This is a genomic window from Paenibacillus sp. RU5M (assembly GCF_900221055.1).
Lineage (GTDB): Bacteria > Bacillota > Bacilli > Paenibacillales > Paenibacillaceae > Paenibacillus > Paenibacillus marchantiae.
This window is the reverse complement of record NZ_OBQM01000002.1, coordinates 946,441-972,468: the sequence shown is the minus strand read 5'-3', so window position 1 is coordinate 972,468 and position 26,028 is coordinate 946,441. Positions and strand designations below refer to the sequence as shown.

Here is a 26,028-nt window from a genome sequence, read left to right as displayed (position 1 = left end):
GCTACATCATGGTGTTCTCCAGCAAGATTTTCAAAGCTTCCATCGTACCAGCACTTTTGGTGAGCAGTCCGGCCATCATCTTGCGTGCTTGTACAGGTTTCATCTCGCCTAGCAGCGGTTTAAGCTCATTCACCTCTCGCTCCAGCTGTTGCACGTGGAGCTCCAATGTTGTCAGTTTGCTGGCAACCTGTTCTTCCGTGCTCACCAGACTCCACTTCTCAAGAGATTGCTTAATCTCGTCGAGACTATATTTCTCTTGTTTCATGTGTACAATACGTTCGAGCCTGGTTAAAGTTTCATTACTATAAAGACGATAGTTTTTTTCTGTGCGCTCTTCAGGAGCGATGAGACCGAGCTTTGTGTAATAATCAATCGTCCGTTCGCTCACACCTGCAGTTTTGGCAAGTTCGCCAATCCGAAACAATTTCATATCCCCAATGATATTCACCTCGCTTGCAAGTTCAAATGTAGGGAATTGTAGATTCCAGTTGCGGCTTTGCATAACCCGCCCAATTTTTTTCTTACTATTAGTTATGATACATGATCTTTAACCATACAGTCAAACGTTACGCTTTGACGGCTGTCAAGCTGCGTTTCTATATCTATGTACTCATGGGACATGATTATGTACTTAAGTGCAAGAAAAAGACGTATGACTTTATTCCCAGAAATATTTTTCAATTTTGCTGAAAATACTCTTGTCAACTTTCCTGTCTTCTGCTTATAATGGCATTAAGAGTTTCACGATATGTGAAGAAACTTAACATAAGAGGGAGTGGGGTATATGAGAAAGAAATGGTTGGTTTCGGTGTTAATAATGCTTACTTTATTGGCTTTCCCGGTCAGCGCATTTGCAGCTGCGGAGGGGCCGACTAACATCGAACTTCAAAGCGGTCTGAACTCAGCCTTTACGTTTCTGGCTGTTGTGCTGGTTTTCCTGATGCAAGGGGGATTTGCTTTACTTGAAGCGGGTTCAACTCGAATGAAAAACGCAGGACACATTGCGGGTAAAACAATCCTGACATTGGGAATTTCAGTTATTGCCTTCTGGGCTCTAGGCTTCGGTCTTGGTTTCGGTAATGGTAACAGTTTCTTCGGTACAACCGGATTTTTCCTGAGTGGGGACGGAATGGCTGCTTCGTTCGAATCACTGGCCTTCTCTGATGTTCCGCTAACAATCAAGTTTGTATTCCACCTTGCCTTTGCAGCAGTATCCCTGGCCATTGCCTGCGGTGGTATGGCTGAACGTGCAAAGATGAGTGTATATATCGTTTTCGGTACGCTGTACACCATTATCATGTATCCGGTTGTTGCTCACTGGGTATGGGGCGGCGGCTGGTTGGCTGAGCTTGGTATGCAAGACTTTGCAGGTTCGACGGTTGTCCACTTGACGGGTGCAACTGCTGCACTGGTAGCTACCATCTTGTTGAAGCCGCGTATCGGCAAATATAACAAAGATGGTAAACCTAACATCATTCCAGGTCATAACCAAGTTTACTCTGTACTCGGTGTAATTATCCTTTGGATTGGTTGGTTCGGTTTCAACCCAGGTAGTACATTATCTGCCATGGGTGATGGATTCTTCGGTTATGTAGCATTGACTACAAACGTAGCTGCGGCTGCTGGTGGTGTTGCAGCACTGTTGATCTCATGGGCTGTATTGGGTAAATCCGATATTCCTAGCATGCTGAACGGGGTGCTTGCGGCACTCGTTGCCATCACAGGTGCTTGTGCTTTCGTTGAACCATGGGCAGCGCTGGTTATTGGTGCTCTGGCAGGTATTATCACATTCTTCACTGCTCAATTCTTTGAGCGTAAAGGAATCGACGATCCAATCTACGCTTTCTCTGTACACGGTATTGCTGGTATGTGGGGAGCGATCTCGACAGGTTTGTTCGCAACACCAGAACTTGCTGAGAATGCAGGCGTAGGTCAAGCGGGTCTGTTCTACGGTGGCGGTTTCCACCAACTGGGCGTTCAACTTCTGGGTCTGGCTGGCGCATTTGCCTTCGTACTGATCATGTCCTTCATTATTCTCGGTGGTATGAAAGCTATCATGGGAATCCGTGTAACGGAAGAAGAAGAAACGATGGGTCTGGATTTAAGTGAGCATGGTACTTACGGGTACCCTGAACAAATGAAAAATGTAGAAACTAAATCCAATGGCGGTACGTTCAGCTCCTAAGAGGAATGATTGCTGAATCATGCTTCAAGGAGGCTGGACATGATGGAACCCATCCCGTATATAAATCAATCCTGGTCCTATCAGGGAATAGATGGTGCGGCATCTTCGCAAGAACTGCGCCAGGCACGTGTGATATTGCAGAATGAGCTCCAGGAACTGTTGTCCGCTTCCTTGTCGCCGATTGAATGGTACCAGACGGTAAATGAACTGCATGACAGGGTTGCTCGGCGGGCAGTAGAGTTATGCATCCAGGGGATGGTAGAGGAAGGCTTAGGCCGACCTCCCGTCCCCTATGCCTTTATCGTATTTGGCAGTTCCGGCAGGCAAGAAGCGACGTTATGGAGTGATCAGGATAATGGCATGATTATCAGCGATACCCCGGATGAAGGGAAAGAGGTATATTTTGCCGAACTTGGACTTCGAATGACCGATATGTTGGAGGCACTTGGCTACGCCAAATGTGAAGGCAAAGTGATGTGCTCGGAGCCTTTATGGAGGAAAACGCTGGAGTCATGGAAGGAACAACTGAAAGCATGGGGATCGGACCTGTCATGGGAGCCGGTTCGCAATCTAATTATCGCTTCAGACATGCGTTTTGTTGCAGGTGAGCCACAGCTTGCGGAGGAATGGATTTCTGCATTTTACGAAGGATTCAGATCGGTTCCTGAGCTTTCTGATGCTGTGCTGCGCAATACCGTTAAACACAAGGCAACACTGAACATCCTCGGAAGGGTAGTGACGGAACGATTCGGTGAACATGCAGGTGGATTCGATGTGAAATACGGCTTGTATATTCCGCTGGTGAACAGTGCGCGTTTTCTGGCTTTACAGCATGGTATCAAAGAAACGTCCACGCTGAAGAGAATTCAGAGGTTGGTATCACTTGAAGCAGTTCCGCTTACTTTGCTGGATTCAGCTCAGCGAGCCTTTATGACGGCTTTGAAACTGCGACGTAGTACACCCGTTGTGATGAAACAGGGGTTACAGCATAGCGGTGGTTTCCTAAATGAGAGACAGTTGAAGGAAAAACAAATGCTTTATGAACTCCGGGATACGTTAGGGTTGGTGCGGCGAGTACATCGTGCGCTGCAAAGACAACTTCGTTTTGCAGAAAGGAGACGTCCATGAGAGAGCCGGCAAGGGGCAATACTGGATTCTGGAATTCGCTGCGCCAGGGAGGGGTTCCTTCCGCCATCGCTTCCATAATGGGAGCCCCTACGGCGCAACATATGGCGTTCATCCGTTCGATGATGAGAGAACAGCGCAGACCCGAGGTACTGCACACACCCTTGAACGAATTGAATGCTGTCGTATTCGATCTAGAAACGACGGGCTTCTCGCCCCAGCATGGGGATGAGATCCTTTCCTTTGGTGCGGTGCGTATTAATGGCGGTGTGATGCTGGAGAATGAGCAGTTCTATACATTGGTTCAGTCCAAAGTCTCCGTTCCGGAACATATTACTGAACTGACGGGAATTACTCAGGAAATGACGATGCATGCTCCGTCGCTCCTGGAAGGCTTGCATGACTTCATGTCTTTTGTTGGCGGAAGTGTACTGGTTGCCCATGCAAGCGCGCATGATCGGGCTTTTCTGAATGCGGCCTTGTGGCGGACATCCAAAGTAAGGCTAACTCACCGGCTCATCGATACGATGATGCTGGCACGTTGGCTAGAACCGAACAGACCGGGTTATGGTCTGGATGAGTTGCTGGAATCCAAAAGCATTCCGATCTATGGACGCCACCACGCTTTGGAGGACGCCAAAATGACAGCACAGTTATGGTCCTGTTATCTGGAGGATATGTCTCGCAAAAATGTAGAAACATTGGGTGATCTGTACACCCAGTTAAGTCACGCATAGCTGGGCGGGCTGTAAGTTGTATGATTGGTCATGGCTCATTCCAATGCTTGAATCAACATTTGAATGAATTTGATAACCATTTAGAAGCATATTTGATTGTGTACCAGTTGTCTGATCAGGCGAGCCTATAAAATAGACCTTGAGTAATCCAGCGAAAATCGGTAGGTTACGCAGATCCTCATTGGAAGGTACGGGAGTGGTTCGGGGGTGGGAGTGAAAGAGTCCGATAAGTTGTGGCTCATTGAACACACACCGGATCCATTCTGCATCATCCAATGCAAAATGGTGCAGCGGGTCAGGCGCTACGTTACGAATGGGCTGAAACCGACTGATTCGTATGCCGCCCGCTGCGGCTTCACCCAGCACAACCCCGCAGGTTTCCTGTGGCAGTGAAGCGAACATGTACTTAGACATCTCCTGTTCTACGGAGGAAGGGATGTATAAGGTGTTTTGTTGCCCGTGAAGTGCTGCCATTTGTATTCACCCCTCTCTCTTTGGCTCCTGCTTCGGCAGGAGTCCTTTTTTATTTTATTTTGTGTGACTCGGATTGTAAAATTTTAAAGGAAAAGGGTACAATATGATAGAGATCTTGAAATATCTCACATGTTAGAAGAGCGTGAATCTCAATATGTTTGATTATACAAAAGGGTGGCTGGTCATGAAACGAAATATATACATACTGCTGGGTGTTGTATTGCTTGTGGGCATTGCTTTGGCTCAAAATGCAGACAACGGAATCGCAGCCGTGTTTAAGCAAGAGGAGCCAATGCCGACGGAGACGGGGCCGAAAGCGGGTTTACTGGCACCAGCGTTCTCTTTGCAAGCCATGGATGGGAAAACCTACGCTGTAGGTGGAGCCAAGGAAAAAGCCATCTTCGTCAGTTTCTGGGCATCCTGGTGTGAACCGTGCAAGCAGGAAGCTCCTGCGCTCAATACATTAGCAGCGAAATACAAGGATAAACTGGATCTCTACGGTGTGAATGTAACTACGTACGATAAAATCAGGGATGCCAAAGCTTTTGTAGATGAATACAAACTGACGTTCCCTATTCTGCTTGATGAAGACGGAACAGCATATGCCAAATATAACGGTTTAGCTTTTCCAACGAATGTACTGATTGATTCCCGAGGTGTCGTTCAGGAAATTATTTTGGGGATTTTGCCTGAGAAAGAGCTGGAGCGCAAAATCAAGGAGTTAATTGAGGATTAGCCAAGCAAGAAGCTAGCCAAGCGAGAAGCAAAAGCGCCTGTCTTCCAATGTTTTTTGGAGACAGGCGCTTCTTTTATTTTCCGGGAAATATGCATTAATGGTTGCTTAGTCCGTGAGCAGGGATGTTGACTACGCCAGGCTTGTCCTGCAATTTTTCCTGAAGAAGGGCATAACGGAAACTGTGTACGAGGGCTTCCCAGCTCGCTTCAATCACGTTCTCGGATACACCGACCGTATTCCATGTGTTTTCTGTGTTTTTGGATTCAATTAATACACGAACCTTCGCGGCAGTAGCATCTTTCTCATCCAGAACACGTACTTTATAGTCGGACAGATGCATGTTGGCAAGGGAAGGGAAATACTGCACAAGCGCTTTCCGAAGTGCGTTATCCAGTGCATTAACCGGACCGTTGCCTTCAGCTGCGGTATACGCACTTGTTCCGCCTACGTTAAGTTTAACAAAGGCTTCCGAAACAACAGACTTGCCAGCCACTTTTTCAACAAGCATCTTGAACGATTCAAAGGTAAACAATTCTTTCATGTCACCGTTGGCTTCACGAATCAACAATTCAAGAGAGGCATCGGCGCCTTCGAACTGATAGCCCTGATGTTCCAGATCTTTGATTTTCTCAATGATCTGACGTGAGTTGGCACTGCTTGGATCGAATTCAAGACCCAGTTCCTGTGCTTTGGACACAATGTTACTTTGTCCTGCCAGTTCGGAGACGAGCACACGCTGTTTATTACCAACCAACTCAGGAACGATGTGTTCGTAAGTTCGGGAATCACGCAAGATGGCAGAGACGTGAATACCGCCCTTGTGAGCGAAAGCAGCATTTCCGACATAAGGCTGGTTGATTGGCATATTTACGTTGGCAATCTCACTGACATAACGGGCAACATTCGTGAGCTGTCTCATTGAATCCTCAGAAACGCACTCATATCCAAGCTTCAGTTGCAGGTTAGGGATAATGGAAGCCAGATTAGCATTACCACATCTCTCTCCATAACCGTTCATCGTACCTTGCACCTGTCTGGCACCAGCTTGTACAGCGCTTAAGGTGTTGGCTACAGCAAGTTCACAGTCATTATGTGTATGAATGCCCAGATGGGCTTGCGGAAGTCGTCCAGCGAGAGTGGACACGATCTCGTACACTTCATGCGGCATCGTTCCACCGTTGGTGTCACACATTACAAGCCAGTCCGCTCCAGCTTCATGGGCTTTGGTCAATACAGCCTGTGCATATTCTGGATTGTTCTTAAATCCATCGAAGAAATGCTCTGCATCAAAAATGACTTCCATATCGTTTTGTTTCAGATAGGCAATGGAGTCGTAGATCATCGACAGATTTTCTTCCAAAGTAGTCTGCAAAGCAGTGTGTACGTGGAAATCCCACGATTTTCCTACCAGAGTCGCTGCCTGAGCACCGGATTCAATCATGCGCTTCAAGTTGGCGTCTTCACTGGCGATGCTACCTTTACGACGCGTACTGCCAAAAGCGACAACCTTCGCGTTCAGGTTCAGTTCCTTGACTCTTTTGAAAAACTCAATGTCCTTGGTGTTGCTGCCTGGAATTCCGCCTTCAATATAATGAGCACCCAGGTCATCGAGCTTCTTGGCAATTTTGAGCTTGTCATCTGCCGATAAGCTGACTCCCTCCCCTTGTGTGCCGTCACGTAAAGTCGTATCGAAGATGGAGATGGCCTTTGACATGAAGATCCTCCTTTAAGATGAAGCGCTTTTTTTAGAAAGTTTAATGGTGTGTTTAAAAAACATATGGGCATGTTGGTGACGAATCCTTCGATTCTGTACCGCTACACTGTATTAAATTCAAAGTGTAGATTTGTCCTAAAATCGTGAATTTGTATAATTAATTATTATAGCACCATTATCGCCAAATGCTACATCGAATTCACCATTTGGTGTAACAAATGATGGATTGTAGGGTTAAGTGAGCTGTAAACGTAGTCTTGTAATATGTTATGCTTCATCTAAATACAAGTATTCCAGGATTGCATAGGGATTCAAATCCTGTCTTTATAAATGGAGGGAAGAGGATGCATTTTGTGTGGGAGAATACAATTATTTCATTCATTATAATTGCTATTATCGTCGTTGCCGTGTGGGGTATCATTCGATCGATCGTTAAATCTCGCCGAAAATAAGGGGATATAAATGATTTTTACATAAGGGAATTTGATATAATAGAGTAGAGATTGCATGTAACGGAATTGTGTATACGAAAGGGCGGTGGTGGATCATGTCTTCAGACCAGACGCATAACAACATAAATGTAGATCGATATTATCCTACCGCCGGACGAGTGATTTTGCATGTCGATATGAATGCTTTTTATTGCTCTGTACATGAAGCCGAGGAACCGGAATTATATAGAGGAAAAGCGACGGCCGTTGCTGGCAGTAGTGAAGTGCGCAAAGGTGTCATTGTAACTTGTTCGTACACGGCACGAAGCAGGGGTATTTCCACAGGTATGGTCGTTCATCAAGCATTGAAGAAATGTCCTGACTTAATTGTGATTCGTCCGGATTTTCATTTATATCGTAGATATTCGAAAGAATTCATGAAAATAGCTTACAGTTATACACCGCTGCTTGAAGCGACCTCAATCGATGAGTGTTACCTCGATATTACGGGGTCCAGACAGTTCGGTACACCGCTGGAAATTGCGGAAAGTATTCAGACCAGAATCCGGGATGAGCTGGGGATGCCCTGTTCGATCGGAATTGCACCCAACAAGCTGCTTGCCAAGATGGCCTCTGATTTGAAAAAGCCTAATGGCATTTCGATTTTGCGGATGAGGGATGTACCTCAGATTTTATGGCATAGACCTTGTAACGAGATGTTTGGGATTGGCAAAAAGACAGCGGAAAAGCTGAAGAAGCTGGGCATTGAAACAATAGGCCAGCTGGCCAAATCAGACGAGCGGATGTTAACCGATGTGTTTGGTATTAATGGTTCTTGGTTAAAAAATTCAGCAAACGGCATTAATCATTCTGCAGTTCAGGCTGAACGTGAAGCGAACAAATCGATCGGACACACAACAACGCTGCCTGCGGATATATCTGAAATGGATGATGTACATCGGGTGTTGTTGAATATAAGTGACCAGGTTGCCAGACGGTTGCGCAAGCACGAAATGCTCAGTCAGGGCATTCAGATTACGATTCGTACACCGGATATGAAGACGATTACGAGATCACGGATGATGGAAGTGCCTACTGAAGATGCATCCATCATATACCGGGAGGCCTGTGCTTTATTTGCGAAACATTGGCGCGGCGGGAAGCCTGTTCGTATGTTGGGTGTGACCCTCCAAACACTGATTCCACGTGAGGAGTCTGCGATACAGCTTGATCTGTTTGAATATGAGCAGAAACCGAAGAAGGAAAACCTGATTCGCATTATGGATCAGTTACGTGACAAATTTGGTGAGAATGCTGTCGTTACAGCTGGCATGCTGGGGGATGATCCTTCCGTATTACTGCGCAATCATAAAGTCCGGGGAACATCGCTGCAAAAAGATAATTTGCAAAGTCTTGATTAAATAGGGCATAATGGAGTCTTGAGGCTGTTAAAATTATTTGTAATAACTCTTACTTTGTATTAATATGTTTCTAGATAAAAATACTGTACGTTTTTGAATAATAGGAGGAGAGATTGGTAATGAGTAAATTTACTTGGGTAGAAAAAGATACATGTATTGCGTGCGGAGCGTGCGGAGCAACGGCGCCAGACATTTATGACTATGATGATGAAGGTTTGGCAGAAGTGATCTTCGATGGAGATGCCAACAAAGGGATCAAAGCAATTCCGGATGACTTGTTCGACGACATGCAGGATGCTTGCGACGGCTGCCCTACGGACTCCATTAAAGTTGCGGATGAACCTTTCAATAAAGAAGGTTAATTCCTTTCATATGAACATACAAGAGTACATTCTTCTGTCATTGGGACAGTCGAATGTGCTTTTTTTTGTCGAATGTTGAGGCATAGATCCGGGTACTCAAGTCCTATGGATTTCTTGTCATCATTTGCCGATATATATAGAAACGGAAAAAGGCGAAATGATGGAGGATCGGATGCAAAATACTCATCTACGAACATATGTAAAGAAACATCCAGATAATAAAATGGCCTGGTATTTACTCGGTAAGGAATATTTGGGTGAAGGGCAGGAAGCCAAGGCGAACTATTGTTTTCAACAGGCGGGTGAAGTCTACGAGGCTTTCGAACGAAGCAAGGCACCGGCAGATATATGGGTAGATTATCAGGAGAAGCTGGTTGAGATGGCTGAGCAAAAGGAGAAAAAACATCGTGTTCGCAAGATGTGGCTTACCCTGCTTATGCTGCTTGCACTGGCAGGATTACCACCTGCAGACGCTCCTGGTTTCAATCGGGATGCAGCCGAGGCTTTGGCTTCAGCGTTGGAATCGACGGACGATTCCATGGATAGCGAATCAGGGAATAACCCGATGGAAGACTTGGCTCTTGTTGCAAAATCCAATGTGTTTATAGCTGGAGCATTCGGTGGAGGGGACCAGGGTGAGGCTGCACTTGCAGCTGCATGGTCAGGCTCTGGTGCGAAAGTACAGACATCGGCTGTGCTTGGAATGCAGGTCGCAGGTAACTGGACATTATGGAAGCGAAATATGGCGGTGAAATACATCGTTCAGACAAACAGCAGTGGCAAATTAACGGCACAGAGTTATGATGCCAAACAGTGTAACTGTGAACCGCCGGAAGTATCACCGGAGATCAAGCGTCTGGCACAAGCCTGGACAGCCAAACAGGAATCCGCGGCAGCTCTGTCGAGTGCAATGATTACATATAAAAAACAAAACGGTAGCTGGCCGAAAAGTGTGGCGCAACTTGCCCAGCCGTTTCCAAATAATATTTTGGGCGAAACTGCACCTGGCATGACCCGGATGTTTCCGGCACTACTAGCCATGCATCAACAAGGGCAAATGGGAAAAGGGAAAAACACAGGTGAGGGAACACGTGAAGGTTCAGATTTGCCGCAAGGCAAAAACGCTGCATTTGTGGATACGTTAGGCGGAAAGCCTTTTTTGCAGGATCGGCTTGAGATCATCGTGGACAAGAGCAGACATAAGCTTGCACTGATTAGTGGCAACACCATTATTCGTAATTACGAGGTGGGGCTCGGAGGAGATCGCACTCCAGAGGGTTTGTTTGTCATTTCAGACAAGGTTGTAAATCCAAATGGTCGCTCCAACGGCGAATTTGGAAGTAGGGGCATGCAGCTATCGGACACGAATTATGCCATCCATGGGACCAACGAGCCAAACAGTATCGGGCTGGATGAATCCCTTGGATGTGTGAGAATGAGTACTGAAGATGTGGAAGAGCTATTTGCTCTTGCTCCTCAGGGAACTCCGGTACGCATCGGGAAAGATCTGCTGCCAGAGACAGCTATGGTTCCAGAAGCGAAGGATCGTTACCGGTACACACTTGTTCCCAAGCAAAATAATCCGAATAAGACGTATCATTGGTTGAATTAAACGATAAACCAAGTGATTCAGACCGAAGAAAACGTAAAATCCATGCTGGATTGGTATGTAGATGCAGAAACAGTCGGTTGAAGCATTTACAGGTTGGCGATAATAATAAGCGCACCAATGATAATGATCAGTCCACCGACGCTGGCTGCGGTCCAGATAATGGCTTTCCGGTTGACCTCATCTTTCTTTTGCTGCAAAGTAGGTGGTTTGCGTTTGGGAGCCATGGGCTGTTCCTCCTTCATGGAATAAGGCTATATAGATATAGCCATGCTCCCATTGTAAAGAATTCAACTCGCCATTTCCAGTAGGCGGGTGGATTTCTTGTGAGCATTTTGCATAATACGATTCCTTCTGTCTATGCTCAAACTACTTTCCTTTTGAAGAAGAAACGGATAGACTTGTGTATAGAGTGTTTTTTACATATGAAAAAGACGGAAAGCAGTTTTTTCAGCGTACCGGACCAGAACGGAGTGAGTGATTTGTTATACAGAAGTCTTGCTAAACCCTTGTTGTTCAAAATGGACCCTGAGCAGGCCCATCATCTAATTATCGGCGGCCTCAGTGGAATGGGGAGTATTCGCCCGGTTCCTTCCGGTTTGCGTGTCATGTATGGCGTGCGTGAAACATCGGATCTGGCTGTGGATATGTTTGGATGTCATTTTCCTACACCTGTAGGACTTGCGGCTGGTTTGGACAAAAACGGACAGGCTGTAACGGGCTTTTCTTCCATCGGGTTTGGCTTCATGGAAGTGGGCACAGTCACACCGCTTGCACAGCCAGGTAACGACCAGCCACGGTTATTCCGCCTGCCTCCCGATGAGGCATTGGTGAACCGGATGGGATTCAATAACCTTGGAGCCGAAGCGATGGCGGGTGAATTGGCACGCCTCACGGAGCGCCGTATTCCAGTGGCCGTAAATATAGGTAAAAATAAGGCGACATCGAATGAAGAAGCGCATTTGGATTATGCAAAATGCATTCGAGCGCTATACGATTATGCGGACCTGTTTGTGGTGAATATCAGTTCACCAAATACACCGGATTTGCGTAATCTGCAACATGGGAATGAACTGAAGGAATTGCTTGCCGCTGTGATGAATGAGATGGAGACGCAGCGCAAGAGAGCGGGCGGTTCCGTTAAATCGGTACTGGTCAAAATTGCACCTGATGTGAATGACCAGGAGCTTCAATATATGGTAAGTACCATTGCAGATAGTGGAGTTGCCGGTATCATCGCAACGAATACAACGATCAGCCGCGAGGGTCTGTCTCATCAGCATGCTAAAGAGACAGGTGGACTAAGTGGCAAGCCGCTGCGTGATCGTTCCACGGAAATCATTCGCCAAATCTATCGCCAGACGGAAGGCAAACTGCCAATCATCGGATCGGGGGGCATTTTCACAAGCGAAGATGCTTACGAAAAGATTAAAGCAGGGGCCAGCCTGGTGGAAATATATACGGCATTGATCTATGAAGGACCTGAAGTGAACCGGCGCATTCATGCCGGACTGCGTGAATTGCTGCGCAAAGACGGTTACAGTCATATTTCGGAAGCTGTCGGTGCAGAGCATCGTTAAGCAATGTTTCGGAGTTCCCCAGATTGGAAATTAGAAGCGTGGAAGAGGGTAATGTCGTACGGGACTCTTCCCCCCGCTTAACATCATGTATAATGGATAAGAACAGGGGAAGCTATAGAGACAGGAGGCATAAGCATGGACGGTAGAGACTGGGGTACATTTTTACTTCCTTATGAACAAGCGGTAGAGGAATTGAAAGTTAAGTTTAAAACGATGCGGGCGGAGCTTAAGAAAAGGGAAGAATACGCCCCGATCGAATTCGTTACCGGTCGTGTCAAAAAAATATCCAGCATTCTGGAGAAATCCAGACGCCTGAATGTGCCGCTTGATCAGGTGGAAACAGGCATTGAGGATATTGCAGGTATCCGCATTATGTGCCAGTTTGTGGATGATATTCGGCGGGTAGCCGAGTATATACGTGGACGTAAGGATTTGACGGTATTAATCGAGAAAGATTATATCACCAATTTCAAAGAAAGCGGCTACCGCAGTTTCCATATGATTATTGAGTATCCTGTTCAGACGGCTCTTGGGCAGAAGAATGTACTGGCCGAGATTCAGATTCGGACGCTGGCGATGAACTTCTGGGCCACGATCGAGCACTCCCTGAGTTACAAGTTTCGGGAGAGTCTGCCGGATGATATGCGCGCACGATTGAAAAAGACGGCGGAAGCCGCTTTTGTACTCGATAATGAGATGTCGGCGATCCGTCTGCAAATTCTGGAGGCGCAAAAGGCCTTTGAAGATGACTCCAATATTGTATCAAGAACGCTGAACATCATACATCAATTGTACTTCTACCACCTCGTGAACGAAGCGATAGAGGCACAAAAGCGCTTCAATGACTGCTGGGAGCGTCATGATATGGAAGGGTTAAAAGACCTTCTGGATGATGTGAAAGCACTTCTGAATGCGGCTAGAAAGGGCGAAAACCCGGATGAGCAGCTATGAGCCGTTGTATGTTGACTATCTGATCTACTTCAATCGCGATCGGGACTACTTTGAATGCCATGAGGTATTGGAAGAACTGTGGCTTGAACGGGATCGAGATTCTCTGTACAAAGGATTGTTGCAGATTGCAGTGGGGCTGTATCATTTCAGGAATGATAACCTTCGCGGAGGACGCATGATGTTACAGAGTTCGGTAGATCTGTTAAAGTCATATCCGGAAACTTCGCGAGGTATTGCCCTTGGACCGTTGGTGCAGGAAGTACAGGAGCTGGTTCATGGACTTTCGGGTCCTGAGCCGCAGAAGTTTCCTTACAGAGACTTGCATATTCAGATTCAGGATGAGGTACTGGTGCAGGAGGTTCGAGAACGAGCTCTTGAACTGAAGCCTAATATTCCCCAACGCCGGAGTCCTACACGTGGACGATTCTATGAAGAGAAGATGAAAGCATTGCAGCAGGAGCAGAACTTGCAGAGCGAGTAAGCTTGTAATAGAAAGACATCATTCACTTTATCATTAACATGTTCTCAGACATATGATCTTTAAAAAACACCCCGACCGTTCCTCTAGAGGAATTGGCCGGGGTGTTCGATATTAAAGGACATCATTAAAGGTTGGAATGATTCCAGAGCTTGTCCATGAAAAGGACAATATAATTCATGCGGGTCCATCAAATCCGCGAAGGGAATATACGATTAGCTTGCCGATGGAGTGGCACTGCCTTTATATTTCTCGAAAAATTGCTTGTAGTCATCCAGTGTATAACCGTTGGCACTGCCATTTTCCTGCAGCCCGCCAACCATGCGGTCTTTCTCAACACCATCCTGATAATATACCAGAGTTGGTGTGTACTCAATGTTATAATCGGTCCAACCGGAATCGAATTCACGCAGATTGAACTGAGGCAGTTGAATCCCTTCCTCATCGACCAGTGGCATCAACTGAGGTGTTGTCGCACGGCAGTGTGAGCAGTCGGAGGCGAAGAAATATACAAAGAAGCTGTCTTTGTTATCAATTCTGGCTTTCAGATCATCAGGCAAAATGATTTGTTGGTAGTTCGGATCGTCCAGCAATTCGCGTGTTGCGGGATTAAGCTTGGAGGCGGCGATGCCATAAGCATTCCCCACGGCGTCCATTTGTTTCTTGGATTGCTGGTTCACCAGGACGAGTGCTGCAATCAAAACGACGAAAATACCCAGGAAAATAAGGATCGCAGCGCTTTTCTTTTTCTTCTTGGATTTCATTAAGACATCCCCCATCGATCATATCGAAATATAGTTTTGGCAAAAATACAGAATGGGATAATATGCATAAACACCCGAATTTTTGCACATCAATCAATCTACTTGCCATTATACTACATTACACGCTGTAGTGGAATATGTATGAAGCAATAGGAAAGCATTGCCCGGATATGATAACATAGAACTATATGCAATTTTAACAAGACAGGATGAGTGGGATTATGGCTGTACAGCTGCCTTCGATATTTGCCGAGCGAATGAAAAGCTTGTTAGGCGATGAATTTGAACAATTTATGAAATCTTATGAGCAGTCGCCACATGCGGGGCTGAGAGTGAATACGTTAAAAATATCGCTGGAACAATTCAAGAAAATTGCTCCATTTGATATGCGACCCATTCCGTGGTGCGGAACGGGTTTTTATGTGCCTCACGGGGTTAAGCCGGGGTTACATCCTTATTATCATGCAGGTTTGTATTATATCCAGGAACCAAGCGCCATGGCCCCAGTTGAATTATTGAATGTGAAACCCGGGGAACGTGTACTAGATCTATGTGCTGCACCTGGCGGGAAAACAACCCAGATCGCAGCCAAGCTTCAGGGGAAAGGTGTACTTGTTACAAATGATATTCATGCGGAACGTACGAAAGCCCTCGCCAAAAACGTGGAATTGTATGGGGTACGCAATGCTGTTGTATTGAATGAATCACCGGAACGGATTGCGAGTGCATTTCGTCATTATTTTGATAAAGTTTTAATAGACGCGCCTTGCTCTGGTGAGGGCATGTTCCGCAAAGATGAGGACATGGTGAAATCTTGGGAGAATCATTCGGTGGAAAAATGTGTGCTGATGCAGCGCGATATTCTGGAGACTGCGGCCAAGCTGCTTGCTCCAGGGGGTACCATCGTATATTCCACATGTACATTTGCACCAGAGGAAAATGAAGCGATGATTGCGGAATTTCTGAACATCAATCCTGATTTTGTGGTGAATGACATCCCGGAAAGTGCAGGATTTGCGCTAGGACGACCGGAATGGGTGCGTCAGATGTTGCCCGAAAAAGCAGAAGAGACGGAATCTGTGCTGGACCAAACGCGCGGCACTGCGAGGTTGTGGCCTCATCTCTTGGAGGGGGAAGGACATTATGTTGCTGTATTGCAGCATCGTGCGGAATCTCTTATCGAAGAAGACGGAAATCAAGAAGAGGGCAGCGTTTTACAAATTGGACAGGCAGTGGGCGCAGATTTCACCGAACTAAGTGAATTGGTAGAACCATTTATCTGTGTATCTGCACCAATCAGTAAAGAAGAGCGGAAACGGGAACGTCTAATGAGAACCGAATCTAGAGAACGCGATGATAAGCATACCCGTGGTGGCAAGGCTCAGGGAAAACAGGGCAAAAGAAACGAACGTGGTGGTCGTAAAAACGAACGGGCTCAGGGACGAGGAACCGACCAGGCAAATGTCGATCCAGGAACGGTGTATGCTCAATTTGTACAAGAAAATCTGGAAATCGAGCTTGCTGGAGAAACGGTGTATTACGGCGATCGAGTGTATCAATCTTCTGTGGGTGCTGCCCGTCTGGAAGGGCTCAAGGTTATTCGACCAGGTTGGTTTATGGGTACCGTAAAGAATGGGCGATTTGTGCCCTCTCATCCGCTTGCATGTGCTTTGAATGCAGCTGAAGCTCAGAGATCCGTTAATTTATCTTCGGCAGACGGTGAAGCAGTAAGGTATCTCAAAGGAGAGACGTTGAACATCGAAGAAGCACGAGTTGAACGTCAAGCAGATACGGCGGCCAAAGGTTATGTGTTGGTGTGTGTGGACGGATTTGCGGCTGGCTGGGGGAAATGGCTGGATGGTGTACTGAAAAATGAATATCCGGCAGGCTGGAGGTGGACATCAGTATGAGTGGAAAAGGCAAACAAACGCTGCGTCTGGATAAAATATTGAGCCATATGGGTGTGGGGTCTCGAAGTGAGCTCAAAAAGATGGTAAAACAGGGCAGAATCCGTGTGGACGGTAAACCGGTGAAAGACAGCGGTGTGCAGGTTAATCCAGACGTAAACGTAATTGAAGCTGACGGAGAGCGGATTGTGTATCGTGAAATGATCTACCTGATGCTTCACAAACCACCTGGCGTGGTGTCGGCAACCGAAGATAATCGGGATAAAACGGTGATTGATCTGCTGCGTAAAGAGGAGCGTGTCTTCGATCCGTTCCCTGTGGGACGGCTCGACAAAGATACCGAAGGCTTGCTCATCCTAACCAATGATGGGCCGCTTGCCCATGATCTGTTATCCCCGCGTAAACATGTGCCCAAGACGTATGAAGCCCGTGTGCTGGGAAATGTTGATGAAGAAGATATTGAAAAATTCAAAGCCGGCATTCAGCTGGATGATGGATACGAGACGTTGCCTGCGGAACTGACTGTGCTGGAACATGAGGAAACAGAAGAGGGCGTGTTTTCTTCCATTTCATTGATCATTCATGAGGGTAAGTTCCACCAGGTGAAGAGAATGTTCCAGGCTGTTGGCAAACGTGTGGTTTATCTGAAACGTGTTGCCATGGGTGACCTGGAGCTGGATGCCAATCTTGAAATTGGCAGTTATCGCGAATTAACCGCTGACGAGTTAGAACGTTTGCGGAAGTAATAGTTCCCTGCTTCGCGAAGCGAAGCAAGGAGTCTGGGCAGGGGGCGAAGCGCTGCCCACCGCGCCAAAGGCGCAACAGCTCCCGTCCTTCGCGAAGCGGAGCAGGGATCCGGGCAGGGGCGAAGCGCTGCCCACCGCGCTAAAGGCGCAACAGCTCCCGTCCTTCGCGAAGCGGAGCAGGGAGCCCGGGCAGAAGGCGAAGCCCTGCCCGTAATGGTCCCGCTTGAGCTTGGGCGGGGCCGCCGCTGTCAAGCGGCAGACCCGGCAACCAAGCGCTCCCACACCGACCGTCACATAGCAAGATCGAAACCGCCGCCGGTAAACGAGACGGGAGTCCAGAGGGCAGAGCCCTCTGGGGCCCTCCCTCGGAAGGGAGGGTTTGGGTGGGTGCGACTCTTTTACAGATAAGGAATGAAGACAATGACAATTAAATTAATCGCACTAGATGTCGATGGAACGCTGCTTAATGATCATCATGAACTTACCGAATTGACGCAAGAGACCTTAATTCGTGCTTCCCGTCAGAGAGCTGAGATTGTTCTGTGTTCAGGCAGAGGTCCTGCGAATACGATCCCGTTTATGGAGCAGATGGGACTTGACGGATATGTCATTACACATAATGGGGCGGTGACCGCACAGGTTCAGACTCGCGAAGTGGTGCACCATTTTGCCATGGATGGACAGGGGCTGGAGCCTTTTATATCTTACTGCCGTGCGCAAGGTGTACATTTTGACATCAACACGGCGTTTGGACTCTATGTGGATCAGCCCGAAGGTTTGGAGTTGCAGGTACGCGAAATGTATCAAAACTTCATGGCAGAGCCATTAAAGCTGCCGCAATGGGCGGATATGACAGAGCCGCTTGCGAAATTCACTGCGTTTGGACCCATCGAGCAGATGAATGCGGTGCAGCAGGAGTGGTCGACCTGGAATCTTCCATATTATATGACGCGTAGCGGTGATTTTTTCATTGATCTGATGCATCCAGAAGCCTCCAAAGGTGCAGCTCTAAAAAGACTGGCCGAAGCAAAAGGAATCCTGCCTTCCGAGATCATGGCGGTAGGTAACTACTACAATGACATCACCATGTTGACCTTTGCAGGCAAAGGGGTTGCGATGGACAATTCCCCGGAAGAAGTCAAGGCAGCTGCGGATGAGGTTACACTTTCGAACAACGATCAGGGTGTGGCCCACGCTATCCAAAAATATGTGTTGTCCGTCTAATAGTTCGCTCTTAAAATCTGAATAGCGTTGTATCTTATAAACTGTCGCTCTCAAGGGTAACCTAATAGAATAACGTTAGGAACCGAGGAGGACAGGTGCATGGAACTGAAAGTAGAGCTGATTCCTGATCTTCGAACATCAGGTGGCGAAGTACAGGATATTATGGTGGGCGGTCAATATATGGGTTCGCTGCTGCTTGTGTTCAGGGAAGGGGATCGGGTATCCGGCAGCCTTCAGATTGAGCAGAATTCGCTACCTGACGAGACAGAACAATATATTGTGGAGCAGGTGCACGAATATATTCGTTCTCTCGCGGATGCGGTAAGTGCTGCTGAATATGAAGTGCTTGTAAGCTGCGGTACACTGTATTCTGTGTTACAGAAGCCAGAGTCTCAAACGGATATGTTCAATCAGTCGTCACGGTCTGAAGATACGTATAATCACGATGGACAGAATGATCGGGCTGGTGTAAATGAAGTACACGTCATTCCTGGCTCACAAGCCGAATCATTTACATATGAAGACCCGGAACATTTGCTTGAAATGGAGCTGGTAAGCGCCGGACGCAGCATATCTACCTATGTATTTAATGACGCCAATGGACAGGAACTGGCTGAAGCCTCTCTGAAACAATATGGCGCTGATGTGCAGGGTGAGATCCATTGGTATGATGAACCGGCAGAGAATTATCAGGATGCGGCTGCCGAGCTGCTGGTACGAGAGCTGGATGAAGAAATCATCGATACGATTACGATCCGCATGTGGCATCAAGGGCAGGAGATGGAATCGGCGGAATGGGTGCACCGGGATTTTGCGGATGAGGATGAGATAGAGTCCGAAGAAGATCTCGAAGAGATTGAAGCTGCTGAAGAAGCCTGTTATGTCATGTTGGTGCGCAAAGATCGGGAGTTTCGGGTATATGAACTGTTTCTACAAGAACGCGGAGGGTTACCTGTAGGTACAGCAACGATTGATACCTCAGAAGCGGATTTGTCAGGCTATATTGATTATCAGGTACCCGGCACAAGTGTTCAGCGAAAGAGTCTGGTTGAAGTTCTGATGCGAGAGCTGGACAAAGAGCTTGAGTTTGATACATTACATCTCACGATGTTATACCGTAATCAAATTATCGATGAAGCGAAGATTGAAGGGTAAGAGGCACAGCCTCTTGCCTTTTTTGTTTTCTTTTTGACGAACAAGCCATTTCCCGGTATAGTACCATTAGTTTAAGAGAGACCTGGAAGTGGAGGAGAATCATGAAGCACTCATTCAGTATCACAACAGACTACATCAATGATGAATTTAAGGCATTGCAGGCTCAGCCGGAAGACACGGAGGATGTGATGTCCCTGCTCATGGAAACAGCCGAGTGGTTGCGGAGCCAGGGGTCTTCTCAATGGAATGCGTTGTTAAAAGGTGAGGATTCTCATAATACGGCGGAGGCTATTCAGCGTGGCGACGTATTTGTATTTAAAAAGGGTTCTGACATAGCTGGCATGGTTATTTTGATGAGCCACCCAAGTGCATGGGATGTGCACTTATGGGGAAGCAAAGCGCATGCCGGGGATGGCGCACTTTATCTGCACCGATTAGCCATCCGCAGAAAGTACGCCCAGAGTGGACTGGGACGGGCGATTTTGCAATGGTCGAGCAGCGGGATCCAGTTTGAGGATAAACACATTGTCCGATTAGATTGCGGAGCTGAGAACGCAACATTGAACGCATTCTATGGGCGTAACGACTATACCTTTGTGGGAGAGACAGACGGCTTCAGTACGTACGAGAAGGCGATCACACACTTGTCTGTATAAACACTGTATTCAAACAAAAGAAGTACATTCAAAAAGCCGGGGGCAACCATTGCTCACTGGCTTTCATTTGTATGTCGGCAAAGGAGGCTTAACTTCCAAAATCATACATCCGCTTCTTAGCCGAGCATCTTCTGAATATGTTGTATATACGACTCCGAAGTGAGGGCGTACGCTCAAACAAGATGAATAAGATAACGTATAGTAGAATAAAGGCAGACAGAGAGCGATGATTCCATTGGAATTGCCCTCAGTACCTAACAGTACTCGTAATATCGTCAGCGTCAGATGCAACATGGTACAATTGATATTGAAATGAATTCTATTATTCGGCTGTAAATGAGCGAGTGATAAGAAATCTCATTTTGTACCTTTACTGAACATATGTTCTGATATATCATGATTGAAGATGTAATGAAAAGATTTATGCTAGAAAGGGGGAAACTAACGGTGAGATTGCTGCAGGCGCTTTTCTTTCCTCCGGAGCAGCCCGGAGGTGTATCCTCTATGATTCCGTATATGCAAGAGAGGTTTACAACCCCGAGGTGGGAGATGGATCTGTTCTCGTTGCCTAAGCGAATTCGCAACAAGGGCAGGGAAGATATCCAGTTTGAGACGTTCGATTGGACTCAGTATCAGGATAGTCCTGTCGTGCAAAAATATATGCAAACCTACCGGGATTATTTGTGGTGGACCAAGCTGCGTATTCAGAAGCCTTACGATCTGATTCATGCCCATCATCCTATTGCGGGGCTTGCAATGAAGAAGGTTTTCCCGGATGTACCTCTCATTCAAACGATCCACTCCAGTTATGAGCGAGAGCTGATTCTGAATGGACGCATTGAGCCGAACGGACCGGAGCATCAATTCCTGCTGGCCATCTATGGTGAGCTGGAGCACCAGGCGGAGCGGTTGTTAACGGTATCGGATTCTTTCCGTCGTTATCTGGCGCCTTATGTACAGCATCCCGATGTTATCGGTGTGATTCCGAATGGTTTTGATGAGAAAAGGTTTAAGCCAATTCCCCATGAGAACGCGATACCACAGCTGGTCACCGTATGCCGTCTGGTTCCGGCGAAAGGGCTGGATATTCTGTTCAAAGCCTGTGCCGAACTGAAAGCCCGGGGACATGATTATGTGCTTCATATTATTGGGGACGGACCGATCCGTCCAGACTTGGAAGAATTGGCCCAGCGGCTGGGCATTTATAATGAGACTATTTTTTATGGTTACACGCTGCACCCTGAGGAATTCATGCCATTTTTTGATATCTTTGTACTTCCTTCGCGGGCGGAGGCGTTCGGGTCTGTTTTCGCGGAAGCAGCGCTTAGCTGTCTTGCCCTTGTAGGTACAGATGTTGGCGGCATACCCGAACAGATCGAGAACGGCAGTAACGGCTTGCTGGTGCCTTCAGAAGATCCGTTTGCACTGGCAGAAGCGCTGGAGAAGGTGATGGTTGACCCGGCGTACCGTTATGAGCTCGCTCGTTCGGCATGCGAGAAGGCCAAAACCCATTACTCTTTGGGCAGATCGGTCAATGAACTGAAAAAAATGTATTTGCAATTCTCGAGCCAGTTTTAACTTCTGGAAAGGGAAAAGAAGGAAGCCGCTGTGTGAAGAGCGGCTTTTTTTATGTTTAGGGAAATGATACTTCGCAACAAAAATACGTTGTTATAGGTGTTTGTTACGACCTCGAAAGCTTCCCCATCGATCCATTACTAATTTTGCACCCCAGACCAGTGCCAAACTGCCGAAAATGGGGTAAAGGATAGAGAGCAGGGAGCTGAACCCAAACTGGCTAAGCGAATAACATAGCAGCATGATGGCCAGTATGATTAGTTTGGGATGTACGTGGACATGCTGTCTGAGTTGGAGGGTCATTCCATAAATATCGGCTACAAATGTACTGAAGATTTCCATAAAAATCAGGGATACATAGATAGACTGGACTACCCATCCAAGTTGAAAGGCAATGCTGCCCATTGGAATTTCAAATTGCGTGATGCCAGGCATCTGGGCTGACATGGCGAAGTGGGCTGCCATAAGCATGAATCCTACACCAATCCCGCCCAGAACGCCGCCCCATTTCAGTACCTTTCGGCTGCGAATCTGATTCCCCACCGGAACAAGAACAGCTTGGGCAAGTGCCAGGTTGAATGAAGTATACAACAGAGGAGATAACCAGATCTGGATTGGATTGCTGTCCGTGGTTAATGTAATAAATCGGTTTGCGCCGGGATGATGTATGGTGCTGGTGATCATAAGCAGAGAGAGCAGGAGCATCATTGGCACTACGATACTGTTCATTTGCAGAATAGCCTGAATGCCCCGTCCAAGCAGCAGATATGTACCGATAAGGGTAACAATCAGTCCGGTCTGGTAATGAAGCCCCAGATGCTCTACAAAGACCGACCCTGCTCCGGCCAGCATGACACTGTTTACTCCGATGAGAATAAGAAGGGTAACCCAGGTAATCCAGTTTCCTGCTTTATGACCGAATAGATGCTTGTTGAGATCTTCGTATGAGCGCGAGCCGGTATCATGGGCAATCAGCATCATTTTTGTACCTAACCAGACAAAGAGCATGGTCGATAAGCCAATGGTAATGGTGGCCCATTTGCCATACTGGGTAAAAAACTGCAATATCTCCTGTCCTGTTGCAAAGCCGGCTCCTACTACCGTTCCAATGTATGTAAATGCGATCTGCAGCACCCGAAATGCCTGTTTCATGCGTTTCCCCTCTCAGGCCCCTGAATAGTTTGGACATGCGGGTGCCATGGTACAAGGTATGCTTGACCCATCAAAGTCATGACAATTGAAGTGTGACATAGGGTCATTTCTATGCTCTGGACAAGAGCAAAGGCAATTTCGCTTGAACTGATAGCCGGATCTATGATACTTTTACGTCATAGGATAGGCTTGGGAGGTCAAATTATGGAAGTATTGAAACAACGAATTTTACAAGAAGGTGTAGTCATGTCAGATCAGGTGCTGAAGCTGGATGGTCTGCTGAATCACCAGATTGATCCTGCATTGACGATGGAAATGGGACGTGAATTTGCCGCTCGTTTTCGTGAAAGTGGTGTAACTCGGGTCATTACAGTGGAGTCTTCCGGGATTCCGGTCGCCTTTGCTGCCGCACATGAACTGGGTGTTCCGCTGGTATTTGCTCGTCGCAAAAAAACACTTTTGGCTGACCCCGACGCCTACTGTGAAAGAGTACCTTCTTTTACCAAAGGGATCGTAACGGATATTATGGTGTCGCGTGAATATATTCATGAGAATGACCGTATTTTGTTTATTGACGATATCATTGCGAATGGTGATGCCGCTCGTGGTGTCATCAAAATTATCGAACGTTCGGGTGCGGAACTGGTTGGATTCGGTGTCGTGGTCGAAAAATGTTTTCAGGCCGGAGCGCGCACTATTCGTGAGCAGGGCATCCCGGTTGAAGCGTTGGTGCGCATTCGTTCACTGAACGATGGCACCGTGCAATTTGACGATAACGAATTGTGACTTTTTAAAGGAAAAAGTGCCTATTTTTATAACAATGCCTTTGCATGACCGCTGATTTCATTTATAATGGGGTTATGTTAGGGAGAGGAGGCAACACCATGGGTAACCAACCGGCAACAGAACAATTTTTTATTGATAAGCTGGCGGAATCGAAAGTACATTTTGAGCGTGCCCTGGATTGTAAACATACGGAATTCGATGACCTTTATCCCTATATGATTGAACATCCTCAATTTTTCTGGTACAAACGCTACGTTGCCTGGTCAGAATTGCTGACGATTGTAGGCTTGTGCGAAGAGTTGTCCTTCTCTTGGAAAGAACAATTTACACCGCATCAAGTGGAGTACCTTGAAGAACGTGTGATGTCCGCCAAAGTGCTTGATTTTTGGTTTGAGAAGAACGACAGCAAAGAGCACGCGCAGCGGTAACTTTCAGTCGGGACATACTTTCGAATGACATGACAGTCCAATACAGTCACGTGAGACCTAAATGACTTTTCATTTAGGTCTCTTTTTGTAAATAATTTTTTTGGGAAAGTAGGCGTCGGAAATATGATCAGTGATGCACAATTGGATGCACTGCGTTTATCGGGTGAAAAAGTAAGGGTAGTACGGGACGAGATTCAGTCCAATGATGTGACAGGTATTGTAGTGGCTTGGGACGGGGAGCAGGTACTCATTCGCCGTCAGAATCGTCGTGTGGTCAAGCTTGATCGGAATTACCGATATCAATTGTTCAGCGAACCACGCGAGAGCCTGCTCGAAGAATAGGACATGCCTATTTAGGTTCATTTACCATGGATGTTTTGGCATAATTACACCTCTCCGGAGAGAAGATAGGTACAGTGAGAGCTTGTAACATATCAGCCGAGAGGATGTGCGGTAACCATGACACTGATGAATGATAAGGTTCATGCCTATAAAGATCAGATTGGTGAATTAAGCGATGTGCTGCCAGCTGTGGTGAAGTCTTATCATGAGTTCACTGGAGAATGCTTTCAGGCAGGGGCGATTGATGCCAAGACCAAACAGCTGATTGCGCTGGGTATTGGACTGTTTGCGAACAATGAGGTATGTACGTTTTACCATGTGGAAGAGGCACGTGCCAAAGGAGCGACCGATCAGGAGATTATGGAGACGGTTGCTGTGGCTGGAGCGGTAGGCGGAGGCCATGCGCTGTCTCAGGGTGCAATGAGAGTACAGAAGGCTTTACATTAAGTATAGAAGTCTACAGCACACCGGATTTGTAAACAAAAGCCCCAAACAAAGAGGAGGTCCCGGATTCACCCGGAGCCTCCTCTTTGCACTATATCAAATCAAACTTATATTTTGCCCAGCATTTTGTTATACATAAATTGTCCTGTTACCCGGCGTGCTGTTACGTAACGATCATTGAAGTAAGGATTGGATAATTGTGTGATGCTGACACCCTTGCTGCTTGAAGCATGAGCGAACTGTCCGCCCCCGATATATACACCTGTATGTGAAATGCCATTGCCCATCGTATTAAAGAATACCATGTCACCAGTACGCAGATTAGCTTTGGATACCGGAGTTCCGGCCTTAGCTTGTTGCTGGGAAGTGCGTGGTAATTCAATGCTATATTTGTTGAAAATATATCTCATAAATCCAGAGCAATCAAATCCGGCCATTGTTGTGCCGCCCCATTTGTAAGGTATGCCTGTCATGTTGTTAACGACGGTGTTGATACTGCTTGCCTCTGTGCTTGCTGCACCGGATGTAAATAGAACTGCTGCTCCAAAAATGGAGATGATAAGCTTTTTCAAAATTTTTGTTCTCCCTTCGATGCCTACGGAGTTAGCTAAGGGTTCGGTAGAAGGTTCCCTATATTTCCTATGTATAAGAATAATTCACCCAAAATGGTTCCCCCGTTTTCAAACATGAAACTCGGCAAATGAATAATTAAGTTTTTGTAACCTTTTGAAACTATATTGCATAAATGCGAAAATGTCAAACCGATTTTGAACACTTCTTATCATCTCAATGTTAACGGAATTATCGCTATTTATGTAGAAATAACTCGAATATTGGGTTTTAATAGATGACAAAAAAGTAACTACTGTTTCAAATGGAGAAAAATTGGATAATTTATTGGCTTTCTCACATTTCGATTAGACGATACCTAAAGGTTAAGACAAAGAATTTGTTACATATTGTTGCAATTATTGACAAAATTCATTGTTTTGCATAGAATTCTTTTTATCTAATCCACTTATTGGATGAAAAGAAATAGTTTGAGT

The 26,028-nt window shown here is 46.6% G+C and carries 27 protein-coding genes and 1 riboswitch; of the genes, 20 read left to right on the top strand and 7 right to left on the bottom strand.

Features of this window, described 5'->3' with window-relative positions; translation table 11 throughout:
• Position 1: 1 nt before the first annotated feature.
• Positions 2-430, bottom strand: coding sequence for a MerR family transcriptional regulator (locus CRO25_RS10215; RefSeq protein ID WP_063564944.1), 429 nt, complete (start codon positions 428-430; stop codon positions 2-4).
• A 354-nt stretch (positions 431-784) separates the two neighbouring features.
• On the opposite strand from CRO25_RS10215, the gene CRO25_RS10210 reads away from it, so the two are divergent.
• The 3 genes from CRO25_RS10210 to CRO25_RS10200 are packed head-to-tail and all read left to right on the top strand — an operon-like array spanning position 785 to position 4,047.
• Positions 785-2,185 carry an ammonium transporter gene (locus tag CRO25_RS10210; protein WP_063564794.1) on the top strand — a complete coding sequence of 467 codons (1,401 nt, stop codon included), beginning with the start codon at positions 785-787 and terminating at the stop codon, positions 2,183-2,185.
• Between the two features lie 33 nt (positions 2,186-2,218).
• Positions 2,219-3,313, top strand: coding sequence for a DUF294 nucleotidyltransferase-like domain-containing protein (locus CRO25_RS10205; RefSeq protein ID WP_371121402.1), 1,095 nt, complete (start codon positions 2,219-2,221; stop codon positions 3,311-3,313).
• Positions 3,310-4,047 carry an exonuclease domain-containing protein gene (locus tag CRO25_RS10200; RefSeq protein WP_063564793.1) on the top strand — a complete coding sequence of 246 codons (738 nt, stop codon included), beginning with the start codon at positions 3,310-3,312 and terminating at the stop codon, positions 4,045-4,047. The genes CRO25_RS10205 and CRO25_RS10200 overlap by 4 nt, the downstream gene beginning before the upstream one ends.
• On the opposite strand, the gene CRO25_RS10195 is transcribed toward CRO25_RS10200, so the two are convergent.
• Positions 4,033-4,521, bottom strand: coding sequence for a Mov34/MPN/PAD-1 family protein (locus CRO25_RS10195; RefSeq protein WP_079694849.1), 489 nt, complete (start codon positions 4,519-4,521; stop codon positions 4,033-4,035). The genes CRO25_RS10200 and CRO25_RS10195 overlap by 15 nt on opposite strands.
• Before the next feature lie 184 nt (positions 4,522-4,705).
• Here CRO25_RS10195 and CRO25_RS10190 point away from each other — a divergent pair, with 184 nt between their 5' ends.
• Entirely contained in the window at positions 4,706-5,257 is a 552-nt protein-coding gene (locus CRO25_RS10190; RefSeq protein WP_079694942.1) for a TlpA disulfide reductase family protein, read from the top strand.
• A 94-nt stretch (positions 5,258-5,351) separates the two neighbouring features.
• On the opposite strand, the gene cimA is transcribed toward CRO25_RS10190, so the two are convergent.
• Entirely contained in the window at positions 5,352-6,971 is a 1,620-nt protein-coding gene (gene cimA / locus CRO25_RS10185; protein ID WP_079694848.1) for a citramalate synthase, read from the bottom strand.
• Between the two features lie 547 nt (positions 6,972-7,518).
• Here cimA and CRO25_RS10180 point away from each other — a divergent pair.
• The 3 genes from CRO25_RS10180 to CRO25_RS10170 all read left to right on the top strand — a co-directional run bounded on the left by CRO25_RS10180 (position 7,519) and on the right by CRO25_RS10170 (position 10,797).
• Positions 7,519-8,823 (top strand): DNA polymerase IV, encoded by a 1,305-nt coding sequence (locus CRO25_RS10180; protein ID WP_072732307.1) that lies wholly within the window; start codon positions 7,519-7,521, stop codon positions 8,821-8,823.
• Positions 8,824-8,942: 119 nt separating this feature from the next.
• The gene (locus CRO25_RS10175; RefSeq protein ID WP_024629252.1) at positions 8,943-9,185 is read left to right on the top strand and encodes a ferredoxin; all 243 of its coding nucleotides are present in this window, start codon (positions 8,943-8,945) and stop codon (positions 9,183-9,185) included.
• Between the two features lie 172 nt (positions 9,186-9,357).
• Positions 9,358-10,797 carry a L,D-transpeptidase gene (locus CRO25_RS10170; protein ID WP_079694847.1) on the top strand — a complete coding sequence of 480 codons (1,440 nt, stop codon included), beginning with the start codon at positions 9,358-9,360 and terminating at the stop codon, positions 10,795-10,797.
• Between the two features lie 86 nt (positions 10,798-10,883).
• Here the strand turns inward: CRO25_RS10170 and CRO25_RS33305 are convergent, their stop codons facing one another.
• Entirely contained in the window at positions 10,884-11,021 is a 138-nt protein-coding gene (locus CRO25_RS33305; protein WP_162842436.1) for a hypothetical protein, read from the bottom strand.
• 255 nt (positions 11,022-11,276) lie between these two features.
• On the opposite strand from CRO25_RS33305, the gene CRO25_RS10165 reads away from it, so the two are divergent.
• The 3 genes from CRO25_RS10165 (at position 11,277) to CRO25_RS10155 (ending at position 13,806) form a co-directional block, all read left to right on the top strand.
• Positions 11,277-12,374 (top strand): quinone-dependent dihydroorotate dehydrogenase, encoded by a 1,098-nt coding sequence (locus CRO25_RS10165; RefSeq protein ID WP_079694941.1) that lies wholly within the window; start codon positions 11,277-11,279, stop codon positions 12,372-12,374.
• A gap of 135 nt (positions 12,375-12,509) precedes the next feature.
• On the top strand, positions 12,510-13,325 hold the full coding sequence (locus tag CRO25_RS10160; RefSeq protein ID WP_053783647.1) for a GTP pyrophosphokinase family protein: 816 nt from the start codon (positions 12,510-12,512) through the stop codon (positions 13,323-13,325).
• Positions 13,312-13,806 carry a DUF309 domain-containing protein gene (locus CRO25_RS10155; RefSeq protein ID WP_079694846.1) on the top strand — a complete coding sequence of 165 codons (495 nt, stop codon included), beginning with the start codon at positions 13,312-13,314 and terminating at the stop codon, positions 13,804-13,806. The genes CRO25_RS10160 and CRO25_RS10155 overlap by 14 nt, the downstream gene beginning before the upstream one ends.
• Before the next feature lie 212 nt (positions 13,807-14,018).
• On the opposite strand, the gene CRO25_RS10150 is transcribed toward CRO25_RS10155, so the two are convergent.
• On the bottom strand, positions 14,019-14,567 hold the full coding sequence (locus CRO25_RS10150) for a thioredoxin family protein (RefSeq protein ID WP_064639191.1): 549 nt from the start codon (positions 14,565-14,567) through the stop codon (positions 14,019-14,021).
• Positions 14,568-14,788: 221 nt separating this feature from the next.
• On the opposite strand from CRO25_RS10150, the gene CRO25_RS10145 reads away from it, so the two are divergent.
• From CRO25_RS10145 to CRO25_RS10120, 6 genes are all read left to right on the top strand, one after another.
• Positions 14,789-16,477, top strand: coding sequence for an RsmB/NOP family class I SAM-dependent RNA methyltransferase (locus tag CRO25_RS10145; RefSeq protein WP_079694845.1), 1,689 nt, complete (start codon positions 14,789-14,791; stop codon positions 16,475-16,477).
• Entirely contained in the window at positions 16,474-17,220 is a 747-nt protein-coding gene (locus tag CRO25_RS10140; RefSeq protein ID WP_079694844.1) for a pseudouridine synthase, read from the top strand. Before CRO25_RS10145 ends, CRO25_RS10140 begins: the two co-directional genes overlap by 4 nt.
• 420 nt (positions 17,221-17,640) lie before the next feature.
• A complete protein-coding gene (locus tag CRO25_RS10135) occupies positions 17,641-18,444 on the top strand; it encodes a Cof-type HAD-IIB family hydrolase (RefSeq protein WP_079694843.1) in 804 nt (267 codons plus the stop codon).
• A 99-nt stretch (positions 18,445-18,543) separates the two neighbouring features.
• A complete protein-coding gene (locus CRO25_RS10130) occupies positions 18,544-19,599 on the top strand; it encodes a hypothetical protein (protein ID WP_079694842.1) in 1,056 nt (351 codons plus the stop codon).
• A gap of 101 nt (positions 19,600-19,700) precedes the next feature.
• Complete coding sequence (locus CRO25_RS10125; protein ID WP_079694841.1) at positions 19,701-20,255, top strand: GNAT family N-acetyltransferase; 555 nt, start codon at positions 19,701-19,703, stop codon at positions 20,253-20,255.
• 447 nt (positions 20,256-20,702) lie between these two features.
• A complete protein-coding gene (locus CRO25_RS10120) occupies positions 20,703-21,833 on the top strand; it encodes a glycosyltransferase family 4 protein (RefSeq protein ID WP_079694840.1) in 1,131 nt (376 codons plus the stop codon).
• A gap of 90 nt (positions 21,834-21,923) precedes the next feature.
• On the opposite strand, the gene CRO25_RS10115 is transcribed toward CRO25_RS10120, so the two are convergent.
• A complete protein-coding gene (locus CRO25_RS10115; RefSeq protein WP_079694839.1) occupies positions 21,924-22,982 on the bottom strand; it encodes a hypothetical protein in 1,059 nt (352 codons plus the stop codon).
• Positions 22,983-23,186: 204 nt separating this feature from the next.
• On the opposite strand from CRO25_RS10115, the gene CRO25_RS10110 reads away from it, so the two are divergent.
• The 4 genes from CRO25_RS10110 to CRO25_RS10095 all read left to right on the top strand — a co-directional run bounded on the left by CRO25_RS10110 (position 23,187) and on the right by CRO25_RS10095 (position 24,985).
• Positions 23,187-23,768, top strand: a complete 582-nt coding sequence (locus tag CRO25_RS10110; RefSeq protein ID WP_063564778.1) for a xanthine phosphoribosyltransferase — start codon at positions 23,187-23,189, stop codon at positions 23,766-23,768.
• 98 nt (positions 23,769-23,866) lie between these two features.
• Positions 23,867-24,196, top strand: coding sequence for a hypothetical protein (locus CRO25_RS10105; RefSeq protein ID WP_024629266.1), 330 nt, complete (start codon positions 23,867-23,869; stop codon positions 24,194-24,196).
• 123 nt (positions 24,197-24,319) lie between these two features.
• Complete coding sequence (locus CRO25_RS10100; RefSeq protein WP_063564777.1) at positions 24,320-24,538, top strand: hypothetical protein; 219 nt, start codon at positions 24,320-24,322, stop codon at positions 24,536-24,538.
• A gap of 117 nt (positions 24,539-24,655) precedes the next feature.
• A complete protein-coding gene (locus CRO25_RS10095; protein WP_062322073.1) occupies positions 24,656-24,985 on the top strand; it encodes a carboxymuconolactone decarboxylase family protein in 330 nt (109 codons plus the stop codon).
• 104 nt (positions 24,986-25,089) lie between these two features.
• Here the strand turns inward: CRO25_RS10095 and CRO25_RS10090 are convergent, their stop codons facing one another.
• Positions 25,090-25,554, bottom strand: coding sequence for a C40 family peptidase (locus tag CRO25_RS10090; protein ID WP_064639184.1), 465 nt, complete (start codon positions 25,552-25,554; stop codon positions 25,090-25,092).
• Between the two features lie 5 nt (positions 25,555-25,559).
• Positions 25,560-25,691: riboswitch (cyclic di-AMP (ydaO/yuaA leader) on the bottom strand.
• Positions 25,692-26,028 lie beyond the last annotated feature (337 nt).

Excerpts from the sequence above, each read along its gene's own strand:
- CRO25_RS33305 (WP_162842436.1), bottom strand. The coding sequence starts at position 11,021 with ATGGCTCCCAAACGCAAACCACCTACTTTGCAGCAAAAGAAAGATGAG.
- CRO25_RS10130 (WP_079694842.1), top strand. The coding sequence starts at position 18,544 with ATGGAACTGAAAGTAGAGCTGATTCCTGATCTTCGAACATCAGGTGGC.
- CRO25_RS10140 (WP_079694844.1), top strand. The coding sequence starts at position 16,474 with ATGAGTGGAAAAGGCAAACAAACGCTGCGTCTGGATAAAATATTGAGC.
- CRO25_RS10155 (WP_079694846.1), top strand. The coding sequence starts at position 13,312 with ATGAGCAGCTATGAGCCGTTGTATGTTGACTATCTGATCTACTTCAAT.
- CRO25_RS10100 (WP_063564777.1), top strand. The coding sequence starts at position 24,320 with ATGATCAGTGATGCACAATTGGATGCACTGCGTTTATCGGGTGAAAAA.
- CRO25_RS10210 (WP_063564794.1), top strand. The coding sequence starts at position 785 with ATGAGAAAGAAATGGTTGGTTTCGGTGTTAATAATGCTTACTTTATTG.
- CRO25_RS10095 (WP_062322073.1), top strand. The coding sequence starts at position 24,656 with ATGACACTGATGAATGATAAGGTTCATGCCTATAAAGATCAGATTGGT.
- CRO25_RS10200 (WP_063564793.1), top strand. The coding sequence starts at position 3,310 with ATGAGAGAGCCGGCAAGGGGCAATACTGGATTCTGGAATTCGCTGCGC.
- CRO25_RS10150 (WP_064639191.1), bottom strand. The coding sequence starts at position 14,567 with ATGAAATCCAAGAAGAAAAAGAAAAGCGCTGCGATCCTTATTTTCCTG.
- CRO25_RS10170 (WP_079694847.1), top strand. The coding sequence starts at position 9,358 with ATGCAAAATACTCATCTACGAACATATGTAAAGAAACATCCAGATAAT.
- CRO25_RS10215 (WP_063564944.1), bottom strand. The coding sequence starts at position 430 with ATGAAATTGTTTCGGATTGGCGAACTTGCCAAAACTGCAGGTGTGAGC.
- CRO25_RS10105 (WP_024629266.1), top strand. The coding sequence starts at position 23,867 with ATGGGTAACCAACCGGCAACAGAACAATTTTTTATTGATAAGCTGGCG.
- CRO25_RS10125 (WP_079694841.1), top strand. The coding sequence starts at position 19,701 with ATGAAGCACTCATTCAGTATCACAACAGACTACATCAATGATGAATTT.
- CRO25_RS10110 (WP_063564778.1), top strand. The coding sequence starts at position 23,187 with ATGGAAGTATTGAAACAACGAATTTTACAAGAAGGTGTAGTCATGTCA.
- CRO25_RS10145 (WP_079694845.1), top strand. The coding sequence starts at position 14,789 with ATGGCTGTACAGCTGCCTTCGATATTTGCCGAGCGAATGAAAAGCTTG.
- CRO25_RS10160 (WP_053783647.1), top strand. The coding sequence starts at position 12,510 with ATGGACGGTAGAGACTGGGGTACATTTTTACTTCCTTATGAACAAGCG.
- cimA (WP_079694848.1), bottom strand. The coding sequence starts at position 6,971 with ATGTCAAAGGCCATCTCCATCTTCGATACGACTTTACGTGACGGCACA.
- CRO25_RS10175 (WP_024629252.1), top strand. The coding sequence starts at position 8,943 with ATGAGTAAATTTACTTGGGTAGAAAAAGATACATGTATTGCGTGCGGA.
- CRO25_RS10115 (WP_079694839.1), bottom strand. The coding sequence starts at position 22,982 with ATGAAACAGGCATTTCGGGTGCTGCAGATCGCATTTACATACATTGGA.
- CRO25_RS10195 (WP_079694849.1), bottom strand. The coding sequence starts at position 4,521 with ATGGCAGCACTTCACGGGCAACAAAACACCTTATACATCCCTTCCTCC.
- CRO25_RS10135 (WP_079694843.1), top strand. The coding sequence starts at position 17,641 with ATGACAATTAAATTAATCGCACTAGATGTCGATGGAACGCTGCTTAAT.
- CRO25_RS10180 (WP_072732307.1), top strand. The coding sequence starts at position 7,519 with ATGTCTTCAGACCAGACGCATAACAACATAAATGTAGATCGATATTAT.
- CRO25_RS10190 (WP_079694942.1), top strand. The coding sequence starts at position 4,706 with ATGAAACGAAATATATACATACTGCTGGGTGTTGTATTGCTTGTGGGC.